14 protein-coding genes and 5 pseudogenes are annotated in these 18,246 nt (G+C 39.3%); 10 read left to right on the top strand and 9 right to left on the bottom strand.

What is annotated here, in order from left to right; all coding sequences use genetic code 11:
- Window positions 1-705: 705 nt before the first annotated feature.
- Window positions 706-1,047: a Tn3 family transposase gene (locus KV40_RS32960; RefSeq protein WP_081942721.1), complete on the bottom strand. Its 342-nt coding sequence runs from the start codon at window positions 1,045-1,047 to the stop codon at window positions 706-708.
- Between the two features lie 529 nt (window positions 1,048-1,576).
- Between KV40_RS32960 and KV40_RS01695 the strand changes: the two genes are divergently transcribed.
- From KV40_RS01695 to KV40_RS01665, 7 genes are all read left to right on the top strand, one after another.
- A complete protein-coding gene (locus tag KV40_RS01695; RefSeq protein ID WP_253274129.1) occupies window positions 1,577-3,247 on the top strand; it encodes a VWA domain-containing protein in 1,671 nt (556 codons plus the stop codon).
- Between the two features lie 29 nt (window positions 3,248-3,276).
- Entirely contained in the window at window positions 3,277-3,999 is a 723-nt protein-coding gene (locus tag KV40_RS01690; RefSeq protein WP_036477345.1) for a hypothetical protein, read from the top strand.
- Window positions 3,996-5,135 carry a substrate-binding domain-containing protein gene (locus KV40_RS01685; RefSeq protein ID WP_036477342.1) on the top strand — a complete coding sequence of 380 codons (1,140 nt, stop codon included), beginning with the start codon at window positions 3,996-3,998 and terminating at the stop codon, window positions 5,133-5,135. The genes KV40_RS01690 and KV40_RS01685 overlap by 4 nt, the downstream gene beginning before the upstream one ends.
- A gap of 152 nt (window positions 5,136-5,287) precedes the next feature.
- Window positions 5,288-6,136, top strand: coding sequence for a hypothetical protein (locus KV40_RS01680; protein ID WP_036477339.1), 849 nt, complete (start codon window positions 5,288-5,290; stop codon window positions 6,134-6,136).
- 6 nt (window positions 6,137-6,142) lie between these two features.
- Window positions 6,143-6,919, top strand: a complete 777-nt coding sequence (locus KV40_RS01675) for a protein phosphatase 2C domain-containing protein (protein WP_036477337.1) — start codon at window positions 6,143-6,145, stop codon at window positions 6,917-6,919.
- 30 nt (window positions 6,920-6,949) lie between these two features.
- Complete coding sequence (locus tag KV40_RS01670; RefSeq protein ID WP_036477334.1) at window positions 6,950-9,016, top strand: hypothetical protein; 2,067 nt, start codon at window positions 6,950-6,952, stop codon at window positions 9,014-9,016.
- Window positions 9,017-9,162: 146 nt separating this feature from the next.
- A complete protein-coding gene (locus KV40_RS01665) occupies window positions 9,163-9,861 on the top strand; it encodes a hypothetical protein (protein WP_052055257.1) in 699 nt (232 codons plus the stop codon).
- Between the two features lie 164 nt (window positions 9,862-10,025).
- On the opposite strand, the gene KV40_RS01660 is transcribed toward KV40_RS01665, so the two are convergent.
- From KV40_RS01660 to KV40_RS34515, 3 genes are all read right to left on the bottom strand, one after another.
- Entirely contained in the window at window positions 10,026-10,415 is a 390-nt protein-coding gene (locus tag KV40_RS01660) for a RidA family protein (RefSeq protein WP_036477333.1), read from the bottom strand.
- Window positions 10,416-10,523: 108 nt separating this feature from the next.
- On the bottom strand, window positions 10,524-11,003 hold the full coding sequence (locus tag KV40_RS01655) for a nucleoside deaminase (RefSeq protein ID WP_036477435.1): 480 nt from the start codon (window positions 11,001-11,003) through the stop codon (window positions 10,524-10,526).
- Between the two features lie 165 nt (window positions 11,004-11,168).
- Window positions 11,169-11,345, bottom strand: a complete 177-nt coding sequence (locus KV40_RS34515) for a hypothetical protein (protein WP_156113903.1) — start codon at window positions 11,343-11,345, stop codon at window positions 11,169-11,171.
- Window positions 11,346-11,403: 58 nt separating this feature from the next.
- On the opposite strand from KV40_RS34515, the gene KV40_RS01650 reads away from it, so the two are divergent.
- Entirely contained in the window at window positions 11,404-11,709 is a 306-nt protein-coding gene (locus KV40_RS01650) for an SWIM zinc finger domain-containing protein (RefSeq protein WP_036477330.1), read from the top strand.
- Between the two features lie 32 nt (window positions 11,710-11,741).
- Here KV40_RS01650 and KV40_RS34510 read toward each other — a convergent pair.
- Window positions 11,742-11,876, bottom strand: a pseudogene (locus tag KV40_RS34510) (MBL fold metallo-hydrolase); the annotation flags it as partial.
- Between the two features lie 297 nt (window positions 11,877-12,173).
- Between KV40_RS34510 and KV40_RS37160 the strand changes: the two are divergent.
- A pseudogene (locus tag KV40_RS37160) lies at window positions 12,174-13,014 on the top strand (DUF6671 family protein).
- A 254-nt stretch (window positions 13,015-13,268) separates the two neighbouring features.
- Here KV40_RS37160 and KV40_RS01635 read toward each other — a convergent pair.
- Both KV40_RS01635 and KV40_RS37155 read right to left on the bottom strand, forming a co-directional pair.
- A pseudogene (locus KV40_RS01635) lies at window positions 13,269-14,696 on the bottom strand (ATP-dependent RecD-like DNA helicase); the annotation flags it as partial.
- Window positions 14,623-15,035: pseudogene (locus KV40_RS37155) on the bottom strand (DOPA 4,5-dioxygenase family protein). The pseudogenes KV40_RS01635 and KV40_RS37155, both read right to left, overlap by 74 nt.
- Before the next feature lie 155 nt (window positions 15,036-15,190).
- On the opposite strand from KV40_RS37155, the pseudogene KV40_RS01625 reads away from it, so the two are divergent.
- A pseudogene (locus KV40_RS01625) lies at window positions 15,191-15,929 on the top strand (dienelactone hydrolase family protein).
- 617 nt (window positions 15,930-16,546) lie between these two features.
- On the opposite strand, the gene KV40_RS01620 reads toward KV40_RS01625, so the two are convergent.
- Both KV40_RS01620 and KV40_RS01615 read right to left on the bottom strand, forming a co-directional pair.
- Window positions 16,547-16,834 carry a hypothetical protein gene (locus KV40_RS01620; protein ID WP_036477322.1) on the bottom strand — a complete coding sequence of 96 codons (288 nt, stop codon included), beginning with the start codon at window positions 16,832-16,834 and terminating at the stop codon, window positions 16,547-16,549.
- Window positions 16,835-17,597: 763 nt separating this feature from the next.
- Entirely contained in the window at window positions 17,598-18,179 is a 582-nt protein-coding gene (locus tag KV40_RS01615; RefSeq protein ID WP_036477318.1) for a hypothetical protein, read from the bottom strand.
- Window positions 18,180-18,246 lie beyond the last annotated feature (67 nt).

Here is an 18,246-nt window from a genome sequence, read left to right as displayed (position 1 = left end):
CAAGTTTCTTAAAAGTACTAAATATTAGGTCAAAAATAGTTATAAAGTTTAACAAGTATCTTGTCGTTATAAAGTAAAAAAAATCTTCAATTACTGTGCGCTATTTTGTTTGAGTAGAATTTGGATATTGACTTCAGTACCTCGGTCGATCTGGCTGTAGATATTTATTTGGTAATGTAGCAATAAAGTTGACAAGAGAAGAAAACTTACGAGACCTGATTGACTGACAAAAGAGCAAAAGAAAACCCTTACAATATAAAGTGAGTAAAGATTCAAGGGATTGACAAAAATCAAGGGGAGTCAGCACTCTGAAATTAGATACTACTCATAATTTCAGAATACCGTGAATCAAAACTCCCGTCTTTACAATGGCTTAAATCAATGGATGAGTCAACCAGCTAGCTGGTCACATCTATGCCACCTCAAAAGCTGTATCTGGATGATAATAGCTTTGATTCATACAGGGAGTGTAAATTTAACTAAATGGTCAATCTATATTCCATGTCGAGGAAAATTCGCTCAAAGTAGACAAAGACGTATTTAGCGTTGGTTAAATAATCTTCGAATCAATGTTAATCGTCTCTACCGCGCGTTCGAGCTTTGCTCGTGCACAACTGTTTCAAGACAAGAATCTGAAGGTGTGTAATCTCTTCTAGCAGCCAACCAGGTGTTTTTATAGCAACGGAGAAATTTTGGTCGGTAAGGTCAAGAACTAGGATTGCGTAACGCTCTCAAGGGATGTTTTTTCCTCAATCGTTTTCGATCGAAATGATACTGCCCATAAACATTGATATGTGTGTAACGAGTTGGCCAAATAGACTTTAAATCTTCATCATCGTCAGGATAACCTTCAAGCCGAAGTTGCTGGACAACTTTATCGATATAGACCGTATTCCAGACAATAATGGCATTGGTTACTAAATTCAGACATCCGACTTGATTTAGCAACTGGTCATCTTGCTGAGTTTTAATTTCTCCTTGGTTGACATAAAAAAGATGAGAACGCAGAATATGTAAAGCCTCACCCTTGTTTAATTGTCGCTTAATCCTACACTGTAGAAGGTTTTAGTTTGTCAATAAATATCTTTTTTAAAAAAGACAAAAAACCGCGCCAAAAGTCTGTTGTTGTTGCTGATACTCGAATATCTCTAACTTCCATTTGAGTAGAGCTTCTTTACTCATGAGCTTGGATGGCTGCTCTACTCGGTATGCTGGTTTGATAATTAAACAGGCTTAGTTGTCGTTCGCTCACGTTCGATAATGAATGACTGCCAAAGCTGCCAGAATATCACAAGTTCGACTTACTTTCTTCGCTATTGAAATAGTTCTAAAAGTTCTGTAACTACATCAGCAGTTTCAGCAATGCATTGTTAAAGAGAAAAAGAATTGTAGAACTATCGATTAATTAAACAAAATTTTTGGGAATATTACAAATACAGCATTCATAATAACTGAATTGCTCGGAAAATTTTATTCTTGGCTAGCAATTTGATTGACGCTTGATAAAACTATGTATAATTTTTACTTTTTTAAGGAAACGAAAAATAATAAAAAAATCGTTTTTACCCTTTTATCTATGATATTATGGCTATCTTCCTGTGTTGGTCAACAAAAGCAAAGTAATAATTCAAACTTAAAAGGATTTGAAGTTAAGTTTTTAATTGGTAGCGATCTGGCTCAATTTTGCCAGCAAGCCGCAGCTAAATTAAATCAAACCCAACCTAAAACTAATGACGGACAAAAATTTTATCTTACGTGCGAAGCTAAAGGTAGCGGCGATGTAGTTGAAAATGTACTCACCTTAGCTAAGCAGTTACAAACGGGGGATATAACCGCAGAAAACTCTGGATTTCCAACTCTGCTTTCTGTAGACGGAGAAATTTATCAAAGTCAGTTAGTTTATCAAATGAATAAACTTTTTCCAGGACAAGATTATATTCCCAAAATCACCGACTCACCTTTAATTGCCTACAGTCCAATGGTGTTTATGACCACAGCGGAGCTAGCTAGAGGATTAGAAACCAGTAACAATCTCTATACGACTCTAGCCAATACAGAAAATCATCAACAACTAGATAGCAATGCTCCTCCCATACCTGTTAGCTATGTTCATACCGCACCCACTCGCTCTAATTCTGGCTTACAAACTTTAGTCGCACAATTTGCCTCAGTTGCTAACAAACAACCAGAACAACTAACTATAACTGATGTAGAACAACATCAACAACAAGTAAAACAGATTCAAAGCAAAATTACTCGCTACGGGAAATCGACGGGAAATTTGGCACGCTCGATGGTAGAAAACGGTGTATTTTGGGCTTCTGTTGGTTCGGTTTACGAATCTTTAGTTATTTCTGCTAATACTCAGTCTCCCGACACTGGAACTAAATATAAAGCTATATATCCGCAAGCAACTTTTAGTTCCAATATGCGAGCAATGTTACCCGATGCTCCCTGGAACAGTTCCACAGAAAAAGAAGCAGCAACAAAAATAATAGAGTTTATGCGTCAGCCAGAAATCCAACAAATTGCAACCGATTTAGGCTTGCGCCCTGGGGTACCTGGAGTCGCTTTGGGTAATAAGTTTACTTCTCAATACGGTGTTGTTCCCCAACCAAACTACGAGTCTTATCGTCCGCCAGAACCAGAAGTTGTAGAAGCCATGCTTAATAGTTGGCAGACTTATGCCAAAAAATCTTCTTTGGTAGCAGTCGTTATCGATACATCTGGTTCGATGCGAGGAACAAAATTGACGGCGATGAAAAACACCTTACTCAACTACATTCAAAACTTAGGTACCAAAGAAAAAATTGCCTTAATTAGCTTTAATTCCCAAATTAATCCACCAGTAATAATTGAAGGCACTAAAGAAGGAAAAAATCGAGGAATACAATTTATCAGTAATTTACAAGCCGATGGAGGAACGAGATTGTATGATAGCAGCCTTTATGCGCGTAACTGGCTACTTAAAAATTTGCGTCCCGATGCAATTAATGCCGTGTCGATCTTAACTGACGGGCAAGATTCTGGTTCTCAAATTAATCTCGAACAGCTTTCGCAACAGCTAAAAGCGAGTAATTTTGAATCGGGAGAAAATATTGCCTTTTTTACGGTTGGTTATGGTAATGAAGAACAATTCAATCGGGAAGCCTTACAAAAAATTGCCGAACTAAATGCAGGATATTACCGTCAGGGCGATCCTCGAACTATTTCTAATTTGATGGCAGATTTACAGGTGGAGTTTTAACAACTAAAGTCCAGATTTTCTTTAAAACCATGAAACTAGCTAATCCATTACATTATCCTCTTGCTGTTTGTGCTGGTGGAATAACTCTAATAATTGGAGTACGTTGGCTACGCTTACCCAATCCCATTGTCTTACCTACAGCCATAGCGATCGCCACAGTAGTTTCTCTACCTTTACAGCATAAGGAAAATAGCAAAGTTGAGATTGATAATCCTGCCCTCGCTAGAGAAATTTATTCTGTACGACAGCAAGCAAAACTATTGCTGACTAAAGCTGAAGAATTACGTCGTGAAGCCCAGCAAACCCTGACTGCATCAACACAATTAGAATTACTTTCTACTGTAGAGTATACTTGCGATCGCCTCAAGGAATTACCAGCTAAAATCGACCATTTGACTAAAAAACTTCAGGGTTCTGATTCTCTTTTTTCTCCGAAAGAATTAAGCGCACAGATAGCAGAAGTAAGAGCCAAACAACAAAACAGTCCCGATCTAGCCAAGGAACAGTTAAAACAACTGGCTAACAGCCTGGAAAGTAATTTAAAACTAGCACGTCAAGGACAAGATGCTCGTCAGGCGCAAGTAGTTGCTTTAAATACTCTGGTTATTGAGTCGGCAGGAATCTTACAACAGTTACAAAATCGCTTGCGTACTTCTAACTTAAACGATGCTGAGGAAATTGAGGAGTTACAAGGATTGAGTGAGGAGTTAAAAAGTATGCAAGAAAGTGTCGGTTTATTAATTACTTCATGAATAAAAAAAATAGCAATAATAAAACAATTGTTTCTTTAGGAATTATTTTAGTTTCATTAGGTTTGACCTATGCACCCCTTCCAGGTGTCAAACAAAACATTATTGTAGTAAGTGGAACTGAATTGCAAGAACCCCTGCAAGAGCTTGAAACTAAATTCGAGCAAAATAACTCAAACATCGATTTACAACTAAAATTTCAAGGTTCTCAAGATATTGTTAATAACTATATCGATCGAAAAAATGATTTTACCCCCACGATCTTAATTCCTGCTAACGAACAAACTTTAGAAGAATTAGAGACTCGCTGGCAAGCTCAGAATAACAGTGAAGCTTTTTACAGCCAACCTCAAGCGATCGCCAGAACTATCTTAGTTGCAGTTGCCTGGCAAGAAAGAAGTAAATTTATTTTTCCCGATGGTAAATTTTCTTGGTCGAATCTCGAACGAGCTTTGCAGCAAAGAAGTTGGTCGAAAATTGCCGATAAAAACAATTGGGGCAGTTTCGATCTGGTTATTACCAATCCAACTCGTTCTAACAGTGGTCAATTAGCTTTAAATTTATGGCTGCAATCTAAGGCAAGAAACTCGAAGATGGCTTCGAGTTCCCAAGGCCTTAGCGTTACTAAAAACGCTACTGTCGATAGTTTCGATAGCGAATCTTTGTTTTCTTTAATTAAAAGCTCTATCTATCAGCTTCCCCGTTCGACTGATATCTTGTTACAGGAATTTATTTCTCGCGGTGCTAATGATGGAGATATAGCTATGGTTTATGAAAGCATTGCTCTGTACCGTTGGTCGCAAGCCAAAATCTCACAGGGACAACCATACCAAATCTACTATCCCAATCCATCTGTCGAAACTGTAGCTACTGCTGCTATTGCCAAAAATATAGATCGAAACACCGCTAAAGCAGCTAATAAATTTATCAAATTTATCAAACAACCAGAGCAGCAAGAAGTTTTTGTTAAATATGGGTTTCGTTCGATAATTCCCAACCTCAATTTAGCTTCAGTTCCCAAAAGTCCCTGGCAGCAAAATATTCCTGGGGCAATGTTAAATCCTTCAGTAACATTACAACAGCCTCCCGATTCTCAAAAAACTGCTGAAATTCAACGTTTATGGAGTAGAGTTCGTTAGAGATTTATTAGTATTGTTTGCTTTACAAATAAAATATATTTTTGGTAATAGCTTAAGTTTTGTCTGGATTTTAATAAAGAATTGTTAACTTAAGATGCAAAAGATTTATATTGAGCTAAAAAATTGATGAATCTTTGATGTAATCAACTTTTATGTCTTACAACCAAGAAATTAGTCGAGCTAATCCAGGATATTTAATCGTTCTAATAGATCAATCTTTTTCGATGTGTTATCCCTATGGTTCGGCAGGCACAAAAGCTAAAGAATGCGCTACTGCTGTGAATCGAGTACTACGTGAAACTGTTTTAGCTTGTACTGATGGAGAGGAAATTAAAAATAGCTGCTATATATCAGTAATAGGATATGGAAAAACTAAAGACGCTGCTATCAATGCTTTCTCTGGTAGTTTGGCTACCAAGCCGATGGTCAGTGTCAGTGACTTAACCGAGAACTGCTTGAGAGTAGAAAATATTAAAAGAAAAGTATCTGATGGCGCGGGCGGACTGGTAGAAATTGACGACCAATTTCCCATCTGGATCGAACCTGCTGCTGTAGGAGAAACTCCTATGAGTAACGGATTTCAAATGGCTTCTCAGTTAATTTCTCAGTGGATAGAAGAACATAAAACTAGTTTTCCTCCAGTGGTCATCAACATTACTGATGGAGAGGCTAATTCTCTACCCCGTGCCAAAGCTGCCGCCGAACAGCTATCCCAATTAGCAACAGACGATGGAGCAACTTTAATACTCAATGCCCATATCTCTGGCGCGACAGATAATGAGGTTATTTTACCTTCATCAGTCGAACAGTTACCTTCAGGAGATAGTTATGCACAATTCCTGTATGAGATTTCCAGCGAATTACCTCCTTTAATGCTAGAGCGAGCTGCTGCCAGTGGGTTAGAACCTTCGCCCCATTCTAAAGGCTTTGTCTACAAAGCCAAACTCGAAACAATGATTCAGTTGCTAGAGATAGGAACTAAGGCTGAATTTCGGGGCTAAACTATCATGCCCAATCAAATTTTGGCTTTTTCTTTGCCCAAAATCTCTGAATCCGCAAAAAGCAATCAAGATAGATTCGCTCGCAGCCTCGATGGCAGTTTAATCGCGCTGTCAGATGGGGCTGGTTCTTCTCTATATCCCAAGCAGTGGGCTAAACTACTTGTCGAAGCTTTTTGTCATGCCGAAAATCCGATAGACAGGGTTAGTAGTTCATATCATGAATGGTTAAAACCCATCCAGGAACAATGGCGGCAATATTATCTGGCTAAAATTACCAATCCCAATCGTCAGTGGTGGCAAGCTGGTTCTGCGAGTAAACGGTGTGGTTTTGCTACGTTTTTGGGTTTGAGTTTATCGAATCCCGACGGTTCGGCATCGGGAAAATGGCAAGCAGTAGCGGTAGGGGATAGCTGCTTATTTAAGTTAGAACCAGATAGCGATAAGCTTTTATCTTTTCCTCTGGAAAATTCCGAGGAGTTTAAAAGTACAACCAAATGTTGGTCGAGTCTTCCTGACGATAGTTCATTTCCCCCTCAATTCCTAGAAGGTTACTGCCAACAAGGAGATATCTTTTTATTAGCGACAGATGCTCTATCACAGTGGCTCTTAGCTAATTTTGCCAGTCAATCTTCAGAATGGAAGCAGATATTCGAGCTACAACGGCAAGAAGATTTTGTCCGAGTTATTCAACAACTCAGGCAAAAAAGATCCCTTAAAAATGATGATACGACCGCAATTTTAATTAAAATTCTCGACGAAGTTTCAATTTTACCAATACCATAAATCTGACAACTACACAGTATCGCGATCGCCATGAAATATCCCACTCGTTCGGAATATTACAGTGCCATTCGCAACCCTCATGTTGCATTTCGTAAAATAGATCCTTATTCTCATCGGGAACGAGACTTAGATACTGGCTTGGCAAAGGGCAAAGCCGTAGAAAAAGTTAAGTTTGCTGGTATTCAAGATATCTGGTCGGCTTCGGGAAGTTTTGCCATTGCGTTTAAGTATCAAACTGTTTCTCCTGCCAAAATTTGGGCAGTTAGATGTTTTTATCGCACGAATTTTGATGTTGTCGCTCACTACAAACGAGTTTTAAAATATTTAAATAACAGTCCCGTTAGTTCGTATTTTGTTAATTTTGCTTTATTAGAACAAGGTATAAGAGTTCGTGGAACTTGCTATCCCATTCTTAAAATGGAATGGATAGAAGGGAAAAATCTCAAGAAATTTATTAAAGACAACTTACACCGCAAAAATACCCTCGAATCTCTAGCACAGACATGGTTGCAACTTGCCAATAACTTACTAAGTGCTGGTGTCGCTCATGGAGATTTGCAGCATGGCAACGTTTTCGTTCTCGAACGTTTTGGTAATTTATCGCTAAAGCTTATAGATTATGATAGTCTTTACTTCGAGCGAGACAATCAATCTATTCCAGACAACATCAAAGGACTTTCAGACTATCAACATCCTCTGCGAAAATCTCTCGAACACAGGTGCTTGGCAATTGATTTTTTTCCTCAGTTAGTTATTTATCTCTCGATTTTGGCTCTGGCGGAAGATAAAAGACTGTGGAACGCCTACAAATTAGACGACAGAGAAGGTTTACTCTTTACTCGCAGCGATTTAGAAAATCCCGATACGGCAGCTATATTTCAAACTCTTGCTGATTTATCGCCTTCCATTGCCAATCTCGCCTACAAACTCCGACAAATTTGCAACCTGGCAGATTTCGATCGCATTCCTTCACTCGCTCGGGCGATTACAGAGGAAATATCATCGGAAACTAGTACCAAGACTCAAGAGCGAGCTTCAATTAACTTTAATCTTAGTTACTCAATTGAGCCTATTTTGTCTTTAAGCCGCAATAGCAATTTGTGGTTAAAAAACAATCTCAGACAATTTACCAAGTTAAAATTTAAACCTGCTTGGCGAGTCAAAGATAATATAGGATCGCAATTGACTAACCAAGAACAATCCGATCTTAATGAGACGGCAAAATCGGCGATAGAAAAGCAAGCAAGCAAGTTCTTTATAGTTTGGTGGCAAAAACAATTATTTAGAGTTACTAGTTTATTTCATTCTGGGCAGAAGATTCAAGATGAAATTGAAACGTCAACTCAAAACTCAAATCCCGATATTGTTACTCATATCATCGCTCCAACTGGCACAGAAAGCAAAGTTAAATGGAATCCCCGTCTTAGCAAGAGTAAGCCAATCGAGACAGATTCAAAAGTTATTATCAAGCTAAATTATTGGCAACAGCTAAAAAAACTTGCTGTTACACTTAAAACTTCGAGCGCCAATACAGTTAATCGTTGGTTTAGAAAACTGCGTCAGTTTAGAAGAAATTTGTTGGTAATTAGACTAAAAACACGAAGAAAACTATCTAATTTTCAAAACGAAATACTTAGCCAAGTAAAGCAAATCAAGAAAGCAATTACTGCAAAAACCAAAGGCAAAACCTGGACGACTCGCGAAGTAGCCGAGCGAGTAGAGCGATCGGTAAGCTGGTGTCACAATCAAAGATATCAGTATCCCAATAAATTTCGTTTGGGAGTTCATTATTATAAAGACGAATATGAATCTATTCAGTGGACGAAAAAAGGAATTAAGAACTTACTGCGCCTGCGTGATGCCAAAGATAGCATTCCTAAAAACTCTTTACCTACTAAAGTTGTTAGCACTAATCTGGGAATTTCGACTCAATTAATTACGCGCACCAAAGCCAAACATTTATCTCAATTTATTGAAGGAACTCACTATCATTTAAATTCGCAAAAGCACTATTTATGGACTCCTAAAGGAATTGAATTATTGCAACAACTTTGCGATCGCGCTCAGAGCACTGACAAAGTCCACAGTTGTAGATAAGTCCAAATTAGATTTTCTCGTGGGCAAAAAAATTTAACTAAAGTCAACGACTCTCCGAGAGAGCGGCTTTTCTTTAAACCAACAAAAATGTGTGAGAAGTCCCTCGGCTTGATTTATTCGATTATTAGCATCAAGCAGTATTTAAGATGATTCGGATTAGAGGAATTGTTAAAACAGCCAATCAAGTAAAAAGCAAATTGCAACAGGGAGTTCATCGCAACAAAGTCGATTCTCTAAGAGAATTTGTGTTCGATTCTCTACAAACCATTGACGAGCTTTGTAAGGAAGCCAAAACTTCATCTAAGAAACTTCCCGTGCGTTCGCGTCGAGCTTATGATTATCTCAAGAATATAGATTGGCAGAATTTACCTCTGACCGACCAAAAACAGGAAAAACCAGCTAGAAGTAGCAATTCTTCTACTCTGCGAATTAAAAACTTAGTCAAACAACAGAAGAATTGTCAGCAAAGGATAAGAGAGCTACCACCTGACTATAAAGATAATCAACTAAAATCTATCCGCAAAACTTTGAGCGACTGTACTCAAGAAGTCGAACGCATTTGCCAACAAAATCGGGTTACTCCCGCAGCTTTGACCGCTCCTTGCCGTAAAGCTTATGCTTGGATGAAGTTTCTCACTGATGAAAATTATCTCGACCGCCACCTAAAAACTGTCGGGAAAATAAAAAATCTAGCCGCTCAAACTATGAAAACTCGCCAGCTAGATATTTCAGAAGTTCAGGTAACTATTACTAACTACAATGGACATCATCGATTATCTCTATTGCAAAAAACAACAATCAACTATGTTGATTCGACAACGCAAAGCGTTGGCGGATTGCCGTAGGCAATCAAACTGGTCGAAAAATCAAGTAACTAAAATACGTCAAGCGATTGGCAATGTGTTGAGAAGGGATAGTTATTTGGGAACGCAGTGGGAAAGAGTAAAGCTTGGTACGTATCGGGCTTTAAATTAATCAAAAAAAGCAGAAAGACGGTTTTGGTTCATTTTTACTGTCCACAATAAACAATCAGATCGATTTCAACATCTCCCTGTCCTGCCAAACCAATTACCCCGACCGTAGTACGACTAGGACGACTACCTTCGCTAAAGTAAGAAGAAAAAACGTTATTGACCTCTTGGTAGTCTCTAAAGTCAGTGAGAAAAATACGAGCCATCACTACTCGCTCGAAGCTGGTTTTAGCATGGTCGAGAACGATGCTTAAATTTTCCATGACGCGGCGAGTTTGGTTGGCAGTAGTATCCCGAAGAATTTCACCTGTTTTAGGATCTTCGGCTAACTGACCTGTAACAAAGAGAAAGTCACCAGCACGAACGGCATGAGAGTAGGGAGCAGGGGGCGGTAAAAGATTGTCTGGTAAAGTAATATAATCAAGCATAATTGGTGACAATTTAAGCAAAAAATAAATTGGTCAACTACCAAATGTCGTGTTTTGTTGATTGTTCAACTTTCGACGGTCGGTATGCATAGGCGACGTTAATGGCAACTATGATGAGCTATAGAAACGACGATGTAAGTCATGCACCTGCTCGACAAGACTTGGAACTGGACCATCAACTACCACATCTGGAACTACTTCACGGATTGGTAGAGTTCGTACGGGAGGTGCTGGAACTCCAAGATCGCTAAGCCATGTTGCCAATTGCTCGGAGGAACTCACATACACTATACGTCCCAGCCCGACCCAGCCATGTGCTGCGGCACACATTGGACAATGCTCACCAGAGGTATAGACAGTTGCTTCTGCTCTGTCCTCCGAGGTCATATTCGCCGCAGCCCACCGTGCAATCTCAAACTCTGGATGACGGGTTCGATCGCCTGAAGCAACGTGGTTGCGATCTTCAAACAGAACCTCTCCATCCGCTGCTACAAGTACAGAGCCGAATGGCTCGTCACCTAACATTAGAGCCTCAGTTGCAAGTTCTATGCTCCGACGCAGATGCTGTATGTCTCTATCGTTCACCATGACGTGTTCCTTGGATTCCAGTATCGGCACAGAAGTGTAGCTGCCGCCCGACTAGTTTAGTATACTCTTGATTTTTATAGTAAAAGTCGGCTTTGTTGCATGAATGGAGAAAAGAGATACAGATTTGTAAATCAAAGTAGAAAATCAATTATGAAGCAACAATAATTAAAATGAATGTAGAAAATTAGCTCTAGAAAAAAGAAAACAGTACGAGCGATTGCCCGCAGGGCAGCGGCAAAGACGATCGCCAATCGCGTGACTGCACAGACGATTAGCTTCGCTACCGCTAAAGGCAATTACCCAAGGGGCAGTGGCTTTGCCAATCGCAATTGTTTCTGCCATGTAATAACACTGCATCTTTAGCTGTAAGATCGACATTGAGAATAGCTAAATAAGAGTAATGACTATTACCCATCTTAGTCAGGAAATAATTCGTCGCCATAGCAGTCAATCTTGTTGGCAAAAGGGACAAGTTTATTATCAAAATGGATGCGTTAGAAAGGTAGTGCAACGGGAAGAATCAATTACAGCAGAAGTTGAAGGCAACGATCTTAGACCATATCGAGTTAGTATTGGCTTGAGAGAAGGTGAAGTAAACACGTCTTGTAGTTGCTCTGATAATTTTGGCGGTTGGTGCAAACATATCGTGGTAACCTTATTAGTATGCTTGCGCCAACCAGAAGCGATCGAACAGCTCAGAGTTTAGAACAGATTTTAAACCGTCTTAACGTAGCTCAAACCCACTTCTGTAGAAGCTTCGTTAGCATGAGAGGCGATGACTGAAGTTGGTTCAATTAGTTCATTGTCTACATAGGCTGCTTCAGTAGGACCAGTAGTAAAAGTATCTCCAGTATTAATTACCACCAACTCGGCTCTCGGTCGAACCCCTTAATCACCATTATAAAAACTGCCAATATACCAATAGTTGTTATCTGCAAAATTTGTATATAGAATAATGACTATGGCAAATAATATTGTATAGATTAAAGTCTATGATAAAAATACAGTTAATCATTTAATACTTAATACTTAATACTAAAATACTACAAATCTTTTATTTAGTATCGCTAAAAAGTTTTTGCTCCATAAATATCGAGCGATCGTACTGCAATGCGATCGCTTTTTTTTGGGGTATGGCAACGATTAAAGACACATACGATAACATAGACAATGAGCCAACATTCTTGGTTGATTAATCGCACTGCCGTCTTGGCAACCAAGCATCAAAAAGAACAAGTAATTGCTCCACTTTTTGCACGAGAATTTGGAGTTAAAGTAATAGTACCAGATAATTTTAATAGCGATCGCTTTGGGACATTTACTAGGGATATTCCCAGAGCAGGTAAACAATTAGAAGCAGCACGTCGTAAAGCAGAAGCAGTTTTAAATTGACAGGAGAGACTCTAGCTATAGCTAGTGAAGGGGCATTTTATCCCCATCCCAGCTTTCCTTTTATAGGCTGCGATCGGGAATTAATTTTATTATTAGATCGTGCTAATAATCTAGAAATAGTAGGAGAAGAACTATCAACCAAAACTAATTATAATCATCGATATATAAAAAGTAGCGCAGAAGCCTTGGCATTTGCTCAAGAAGTGGGCTTTCCCGAGCCTGGTTTAGTAGTCATGTCTGACCCTTATACCCATAAGCAAGAAGAAATTTTTAAAGGAATAAATCAAACAGCAACTCTAATTCAAATAGTCAATTATCTTCTACAAAAAAATCCCAAGATACAGTTTATCTAGAAACTGATATGCGAGCAATGTTCGATCCCACTCGTATGCAAATAATTGCCCAAGCTACCTTAAATTAAGTTCAAAAAATTGGTCAATTATGCCCTCAATGTTCTTGTCCAGGATTCGCTCTCATCGAACGAAAACAAGGTTTGATATGTTGTTGGTGTCATACTCCTACTAACTTAACCTTAGCTGAAATATATCAATGTCAAAAATGCCAATTTCAAGAAACTAAAATTAGGAGTTTCGGATCGTACAAAATTACTATGACTTAGTAACGAATTTCCGTTGTTTGCGGAATTTAGCGATCGCCAATAAGAAATCTAACAATCGAATCAAAGCACAATTTTGTGTAAATTTATACTATTTTGCTTGACTACAGATTACTGAGTTTCTGTCAAGGCGAAACTCCTATAAAATGTATCCCCAAGGCAAAAAATTTGCCGAGCCTGGTAATTGTTCATACTGCAACCCTTAGTATTTAATGAATTACATTATTGATAGTTTAAACAAACACTTAGTTTTGGAGTCAATATTGTAATCTCTCTTCTAACCTCGTATACCTCTGCTGCTGCTTAACTTGCTTCACAGCGATCGCAATAGCCTTTTCCGAACCTACAATCAGTGCTAATTTTTTGCTCCTAGTCAATCCCGTGTAAAACAGATTACGTGAGAGCATAACGTAGTGTTGAGTATACAGAGGCAGGATAACAACGGGATACTCCGAACCCTGAGATTTATGAATACTGGTTGCCCAAGCTAGAGTAATTTCATTCAAATCAGCATAGTCATAGGTTACATCTCTGCCATCACGATGAGGCGCGTTCCCTTGCGTCTTTCGCCGACGCGGGGTCGCCTCATCAAAGTCGATAGTAACTTCTTTCTCGGTTCTATCAATTGCCCTAACTATCCCCAAGTCTCCATTAAACACTTCTTTGTTGTAGTCTTTCTTTAGCTGCATCACGCGATCTCCCGAAGGGAGGTAGCTTCGCTAATCGCCCGTCCGTAGAATACTATCGCCTCTGACTAATTCTTTTTTGTATTCGGCAGCAGGATTGATTAGCTGTTGCAATACACCGTTGAGATTGCGAGTGCCTACCAAACCCCTAGTCATGGGACAAAGCACCTGGACATCGGTAGCGGGATTAAAACCAGCTTTGGGAACGTAATGTTCTATTAAATCGCAGATAGTCTGTACTCCATGTTCGGGTTCTGTGCCTCCAGAATGCCAGAGACAATCAGAGGTAGCTTTCATTGAAACGAGTTCTAGTTTGGGTATGCGACCATTATTTATTTGGTGAGCAGTTCTGACGATCGCACTCTCGGCAGCTTGTCTGAATACCTGAGTTAGACGAACGACGGAAATTTGTTGGGAGGCGATTAAATCTCTGAGGACATTTCCTGGTGCCACACTAGGCAACTGAGCGATATCTCGAACCATAAGTAGCAGAGCGTCTTTGGGCAAGGCTTTTAGTATCGCATGAGCCATGAACAGATCCACCATACTGCATTCATCGACTACCAGGGCATCGCACTCTAAAGGATTGTCGGCATCGCGTTTAAATCCCATTTTAGAAGGCTCGAACTCTAACAACCGATGTAAGGTTTTAGCTTCGATTCCCGTGACCTCTGTTAGTCTTTTAGCTGCCCTGCCAGTAGGCGCACCTGCCTGAAGTTTTTTACCTATTGCTTTCCAGAGCTTGACAATGGTATTAACTAAAAAGGTTTTTCCCGTTCCAGGACCTCCAGTTAGAATCAGCACTCTTTCTCTAGCTGCTGTTTTTACTGCTTCGTATTGTTGAGAGGATAAAACAATTTTTTTAGCGACAGTGAATCGGTCAATCCAGCTTTTGACGCGATCGCTATCTACATCGGGTTTAGTTTCAAGCTTTTGCTTTAACAGTTTGGCTAGATGCTGTTCGGAATGATAGAAGTGGTTCTCCCATCCAAGAAGCATAAGCGGTATGGTCTTTTAGGTCATTACCAGATAGAGTATGGATTAAAATTATCAGACCATTTCTGTTTAATGCCAACCAAGTTAGTAAATCAGTATGTCGATCGCGATCGAAAGCTAGCTGACGAGCGACCCTGCCGAGGTTTCTTCGGCTAAGGAACGCGCGAGCTTGAAACTCCAGCAGGGATGAAGACCAATAGGTCTATGGTGCATCCGACCAACCGTTACCCCAAATCTTTTACCAGCTTCCTCACATAAAGCTTGGGCTGGCTCGACGGTCGATTCATCAAAATAGACGTGGGCGTGATATCCCTTGATTAGCTCGATGTCTTGAAATTCCATCTAGTTCTGATTTAAATGATTAAATAAAAATGCGCTCGTACCCCAATTATTAATATATATTCGGACGTTAAATTTATAGGCAAATATAATAGTCAGTAACCTGTATATTTGTAAATGGTGAGTATTGATTCCAACCCACTACAGAGAATTAGTCTATGCAGATTGAGAAGCGCAATATCGGGTTGACGGTAGATGATAGCCTAATGCGCGTCTATGTTGCTGCGCCCCAACTAGCAGGTCAATATCCTGGTTATCTTGTTTTATTCCGATATTTATCAGTTGGGTAGACCGATTACGCTGTTGGCAGATCGTCTGGCAGGATATGGCTATGTAGTTGCCGCTCCCGAAATCTTTCATCGAACCGAACCCATCGGTGCTGAGATCGAACCAAATGATTTGGGAAGAATGCGCGGTAATGATAATGCTCGATGCACTGCGATCGCGGAGTATGATGCAGATGGGCTGGCAGTGCTAGAATGGCTTAAGGCAGAAGACAACGTGGTATCTGAGAAACTAGGTGCATTCGGCTTCTGTATTGGCGGTCATTTAGCCTTTCGTGCCGCTTTCGGTAGTCAGGTGAAAGCTACTGTCTGCTGCTATCCTACTGGAATTCATAGCGGCAAGTTAGGACGAGGAATAGCCGATACTATCGAGCGCGTTGGTGAAATTGAGGGTGAAGTTCTAACCGTATTCGGCAGTCTCGATCCTCACGTTCCCCCTGAAGGTCGCGAAACGATTTTACAAGCTTTAGACAATGCAGGCGTGCGCCACGAAACGTTGCTATATGAAGCCAATCATACTTTTATGCGAGACGATGGCTATCGATACGATCCTATAGCTACAGATGATGCTTGGGGTAAAATAACCGCATTTCTAAAGCGTGTATTGAGTTGAAAGCTTTAGTTTGGTGCGATTGCTTAATTTTTATTACCGTTTGATATCTTCTAGAACTTCCCACTGCATCATCTTAGAATTTATGTAGGCTAATGGTAGTTTAATTTTAATATAAAATCTTGTACCGCCGCGATCTCCTAAAGGGAGGTGACTTCGCCAATCGCCTTCGGGAAATTCTTCACTAATTAAACGTCTTATTATTAACTACTTAATTAAATACGGTCGGTAGAAGTATCAACGCTATCGGAAAAAGTTAATTGTCGAGAGAAGCTATTATTGCCAAGATAGAAATTACAACAGCAATACCGATGACAACCAAAGCAAAATCGCCAAGCCGTATTGTAGTGTGTATAGCTTGCGTAATTAGTTCATTATGTTTATTAGATAGCTGTGGTTGATTTTGTATTTCCATGAACAAAAAAAGCCAGCAAAGAGCGAACGCCAACAAAATCAAAAAGTGGCTTAAGACTGCTGCCGAGCTTAGCAATACTGCTGAAGTTTTATATCTTGGTATCCCATAACAATTGCTTCTCCACTTCCCTGTTTCGATAGTAGCGACCGCTGTGTAGAGCAACTACCAATAAAGCGATCGCCAATCTTCTAAATCCTATGAGAACTCAGGCAAAAGTAAAATCGGAAGCAGTTAGACTATCAGCTTGTACTYCTAGTAACTCAGCTATGGGAGTATCTTCATCTAGACTAACAATCGCGTTGTCTCCGTCTTGAGATAAATTTAGCTCTTCAAAGCTAAGGTTGGGGAAACCTTCAATTCCCAGAACATCCTCTCCAGAGGTAAAGTCCGTAATCTTATCAGTTTGACTCGGAACGTCACTAATAGCAATCCAGAATTGGTCGACACCAGCATCACCAGTAATCAAGTTATTACCACCATCAAATACAAACAAGCAGTCGTTGCCCTTGCCACCAGATAGAACTCATTTGAGATCTATAAAGCATTTATTATCTAAAAACTTATTCCTTAGAGCTGATTCGGAAAGCTTCGTCTAATGATATTACTCAGATAGGCTAGGCTTTTTTAGAAGATAATGTAGACCCCATTAACAATTCAATTAAGCGAAGCGGTCGAGAGTTTGGAGAGAATTTTCTCGGGTGCAAAATTGCTCATCGTCAAGTCTGACCGTTAGCCCTTTCTTTTTTCAATAAAACTTTAAAGCTTTCTTCCTTGAGAAGGTTAAAGCAACAACTCTTTTATAGCTTCTCTTATATGCATGATGCTATGTCTTTCAAACTATCCCTTTTTTACATTAATGTACACTGACACCTAGGAGATGTAAGTGTATCTTTAGCGGTAGTGCTGCGCCAGAAACTAGAGAAAAAGAAGTGAGATTTATCAGTCTGCGTTTTAGCGATCGCTTGAATTTCTTCTAATCAAAGTCAAAATTTGACACTCAATTTTTTAAAGCAAAAAACGTCTTCGGAAAAAATTGACATCTAATTTTTTAAATGTAATTTTGGTCTAATTTAACAAAAAAAAGCTACAAGCTATATGCTGAGATACTTGTAGAATAACGTGATTTTTGACACTAATTCTTTAAATTGGACAAATAATTCTTTAATGTACAAAAATCTTGAGATGCTATGCTCGCTAAAAGTCATCAGATTAAGAATGACGCGATCGCGCCTCCAGCATAAATCGCCCAATCGACACTACTCAATTTTATTTCGTGACTTTCTTAGTCGATTTATGCCCCATGCTCCGCCTACTAACAACAATCCTAAAGTCGGACTAAATTCAAAAGGAACTGCTGCTGTAACCGTACCAGATGCAATATATCTTGTTGTTGGGTCGCCGAAACCATCAAAATATTGTTCGTATGTTGTTGCAGGGTTGATTTGGGCGGTTTCTGATGGAGCTAGATCTACTAAACTAGATTCAGATTGTAAATCTAAAAAGAATTCATTGCCACTTGCTTCGTCATATAAGGACATAGCAAATCCGTCAGCAGAACAAGATGATAAAAAAGCATTATCACTGCTATCAGTGTAATTGCTACCAGCAAAGATTTCGCTGCCTGCGGTAGTAGTTATGTCAATATTGCTACATTGATAATCATCGCCCGATAAGGTAGGTTCGTAAAGCTCGAAGGTACCACTGATAGTTCCTCCATATGTCTCTTCAAAAGTACCAGTAAGAGAAAAAGAAAATGCCGAAGCTGAAGTGATAGTAGCTAATGCCGTAATGGATGTAATTAAGGTTGATAGAGTTATTTTGGTTATCAGATTATTCATAATTATGGTTTGAATCAAATAAAATTTAAGTTTAAAAATTGTGATTTATAGTAGGAAAGATTTTCTT

The sequence above is a fragment of the Myxosarcina sp. GI1 genome (assembly GCF_000756305.1).
In the GTDB taxonomy this organism is placed as follows: Bacteria; Cyanobacteriota; Cyanobacteriia; order Cyanobacteriales; family Xenococcaceae; genus Myxosarcina.
The sequence above is the reverse complement of the archived record's forward strand: the minus strand, read 5'-3'. Positions and strand labels throughout refer to the sequence as shown.